Annotated in this window: 4 protein-coding genes; 2 read left to right on the forward strand and 2 right to left on the reverse strand. The window is 33.2% G+C overall.

Translation table 11 applies throughout. The features are described from left to right. Positions 1–366, forward strand: a 366-nt coding sequence (locus tag ABX784_RS16510; RefSeq protein WP_372656162.1) for a hypothetical protein, incomplete at its 5' end; no start/stop codon positions are given. Between the two features lie 13 nt (positions 367–379). On the opposite strand, the gene ABX784_RS16515 is transcribed toward ABX784_RS16510, so the two are convergent. Both ABX784_RS16515 and ABX784_RS16520 read right to left on the reverse strand, forming a co-directional pair. After that, on the reverse strand, positions 380–1,153 hold the full coding sequence (locus ABX784_RS16515) for a hypothetical protein (RefSeq protein WP_372656163.1): 774 nt from the start codon (positions 1,151–1,153) through the stop codon (positions 380–382). 12 nt (positions 1,154–1,165) lie between these two features. Further along, a complete protein-coding gene (locus tag ABX784_RS16520; protein WP_372656164.1) occupies positions 1,166–2,035 on the reverse strand; it encodes a serine protease in 870 nt (289 codons plus the stop codon). Between the two features lie 290 nt (positions 2,036–2,325). Between ABX784_RS16520 and ABX784_RS16525 the strand changes: the two genes are divergently transcribed. Continuing rightward, a complete protein-coding gene (locus ABX784_RS16525) occupies positions 2,326–2,658 on the forward strand; it encodes a hypothetical protein (protein ID WP_372656165.1) in 333 nt (110 codons plus the stop codon). The last annotated feature ends 457 nt before the right edge of the window (positions 2,659–3,115 follow it).

The raw sequence follows: 3,115 nt of genomic DNA on the forward strand, positions 1-3,115 counted from the left end.
CCATTTTCTTATAGATTTAAGATGGATAATTTAGACTCTCTGATTAAGTCAAAACAATATGCTAAAGCATTTGCTTTAGTAGATCCAAAACACTTAGAGGGCGAGATGATTTCAACGATTGTTCGCTACGATCTACTAGGTAGTTTGGTACTTGGTAAAGCTTATAAAAAGATTTTATGTGAAGATACTTTTAAGAAATACCCAAAGAGTTTATCCTATTCAATAAAGCTATGTAAGTCACTTCTAGAGTTTAGAAGATCTGGAAAGGTAAGTGATATAACTCTCAAAGAGACAAAAGAAACTTTTCATCGAGATATTTTTAAACACGAAAAGTTTCTTTATACGGCCCTATTAGATTTAAAGTAAGTGTAACGAGAAATTACTCAGAGAGATCTTCTTTTTCTTGCTCTCTGGTAGCTTTTAATGCTTCAGCAACACTTTTGTTAAACTTTGTAGAATTTAAATATTTTATCATTTTGTTAGAGTCAGTTAACCCTTTCCATGTCGTTAAAAAACCTGAAAAAGAGTAGTGCTTACTTGAAGTGTAGCTATAGCAATTATTTAAAATAAGTCTATTAAATCTCTTTCCTTTATTTTTTGAAAAGATATCTTTTGGTAGAATTTTACCTTCATAATCGTAAATATTCCCATTCTTGTCACCGTGTGAAGACCAAATGATAAGAGAAGTCGTAGGACTTTGAACGGCTTCCTTTACGTGAGGAGTTTGTGCTGAAGGGATAAGAATTGTTCTAAAATTGTTGGATACTGCCCACTTTGAAAAACTGTAAAAGTATTCCCATTCTACCTTTCCCCATGAGTCTTTTGCTCCAAGAAGGTAGTATAGGTCTCCATTTCCATATGCCAAATCATAGCTACTTGTATCAGAAATTGCAGAAGCAATGATAGATGAGGCTTCAGGGTCTAAGGATTCAATCTTTCCAGATAAAGGCTCTATGATGACCTTATCTTCCAAGATTAACATCTCTTGAACATCACTTAAAAACTTTACCTTTTCTTCTTCATTATCTGTTGTGGTATCTGATAAATACACTAGGTTAGTAGCTTGTTGTATTGAAGTACTTTCGTTTTCTCTTCCTGTTCCACATGAAACGAGGACTAAAGTTAAAAATAAAGAAATCACGATTTGCTTCATAGGAGTTTCCTTTTATTTATTATTTAAAAGTTTAATATATGGAATTGAGTTAATTTTAAGTACATCTTCTGTTTCTGCTTTTTCTTGAGGGTAATTGCGCGATCTATACCAGGTTCTGCATAGGTCATCTGAGTCAAAGTCTGTATCAAAGTCAGAACCTCCACGAACAAGAATTCCTTCTAATTCATAAGTGTTGTGATTAAATACTGGTGAGCCTGAGTTACCAATCATTGCGTCTAAATCAGTTGGAAATATGAATTTATTGTCACTTATATCTAGGACTTTTGCGTCTGTAGAGATCACTGTAGGAATGCCTACAGGGTGTCCAATCATAAATAAAGGATCATCTTTAGAGAGTGAGTTTGATTTATTATAAGAGACGGGGAGTCTATCTAGTACGTCTCTATCTAGTTCAATTACTGCGTAATCAAGATGTGTAAGATAGTTCTTTTCTCTGGCGATAAGACTCTTACATTTATAGATTTGATTATCTTTAAACTCTCCAATAAGTGAATGATCTGTGTAGCTAAAAGAAATGACCATGTCTTTACAGTCTATCTCTGAGATTACACAATGACCGGCCGTTAGGACTTTATTAGTGTCAATTAGAACTCCTGAACAGCCATATACGCTAGGGGAGTTTGCGAATCGCTCATTGCTACACATCCCTTTTAGATCCATTAAAGATGATGTTTGGAGAGTTATAGAATTGCTTGATCCTGGATTTTTCTTCGTTATAAAAGCTGTTGATTTAGCTAATTCTTTGATCTTTTTATTCGTAATTTCATCCAATTTATAGCGATCGTCACTTGGACCATGGATCGATCCATAGCTCAAACTCGAGATAAGCATTAGTGTTAAATAAATTGAATTATATTTCATAAGATATATAGTTCAATAGTTATGCCAACTTTTTAGGCCTAAGTACTTAAGTTTATATTTAACAGTTTGTATTGATGCCTACATGTTTGACAGCTGTACTACATATACCCGACTCAAAATCTTTGCTCAGGTAATGGTGACCAAAGATTTATTATCAACTGTAATCATTTCAATTAAGCACATTGAAATATCGTTTCTTAGTATTCTTTATAAAAACTCAGTATCTGGAGAAAATATGAAAAAGTTATTACTATGCTTAATGATAAGTGCATCTATGCCAGTTATGGCAAGTGGTTCATAAGGCTGATTACTTGGCCTATGACTTATACGTAGATACGATACGTAATAAAGTTGATAAAGATGAAAGTTTAAATAATACGTTTTTTGGAGATTTTCTTGTAGATGACCAAGGATTAGAAACAAGACGAATAGTTCTTCGAAACTCTGAAATAGTTATTTCTCTAAAAAAGTCTATCTATGAGGCAGCACTTAGTTCGTATAAGTCATGTTTGATTTTAGGACGTACATTTATTTCAGATGAAGAGATGATAAATGACATAGACCAATACCAAGTCGATATTTTAAAGAATCAAAAGTTGCTTGAGATAATAGAGAGAATGTAAAAGTATCAAAAAGAATAATTTTCCAGGCTGATTTTCTATGGAGAGTCAGCTAATATACTAGAAATAGGCTAAAATAACTCCCCCAAGTGCCACCCCACATAATGGTAATTATATGGGGTAGATATAGAAATTTCCCGAAATGACTCCGATATCCCCTCATTTAAATTCAAAAAACTGATAAAATAATCATCCGAACTTGAATACGACTCATTTCCAAATTAATTTAGATCGACTTTTTAATTTAGAGATTGCAATGATTAAAGATTTTGTAGTGATCTTATCTCACCTTCTATTTAGGTGACATAAGGCCCTAAAGAACTAGGGCCATTTATTACTTACTTTACGCAGTAGAATTTAAGCTTCTTATTACCAATTTCGCTAGCACTTCGAACTGGAGATGGATTTCTTAGACCTGGGTGATAGACCATTGGAGTTGAACCTTGATCAATTGCCCATA

This window comes from Halobacteriovorax sp., from assembly GCF_041587335.1.
Taxonomy (GTDB): Bacteria; Bdellovibrionota; Bacteriovoracia; order Bacteriovoracales; family Bacteriovoracaceae; genus Halobacteriovorax.

What these genes read in the sequence shown, in the direction of transcription:
- ABX784_RS16520 (WP_372656164.1), bottom strand. Translation starts at nt 2,035, where the DNA reads ATGAAATATAATTCAATTTATTTAACACTAATGCTTATCTCGAGTTTG.
- ABX784_RS16515 (WP_372656163.1), bottom strand. Translation starts at nt 1,153, where the DNA reads ATGAAGCAAATCGTGATTTCTTTATTTTTAACTTTAGTCCTCGTTTCA.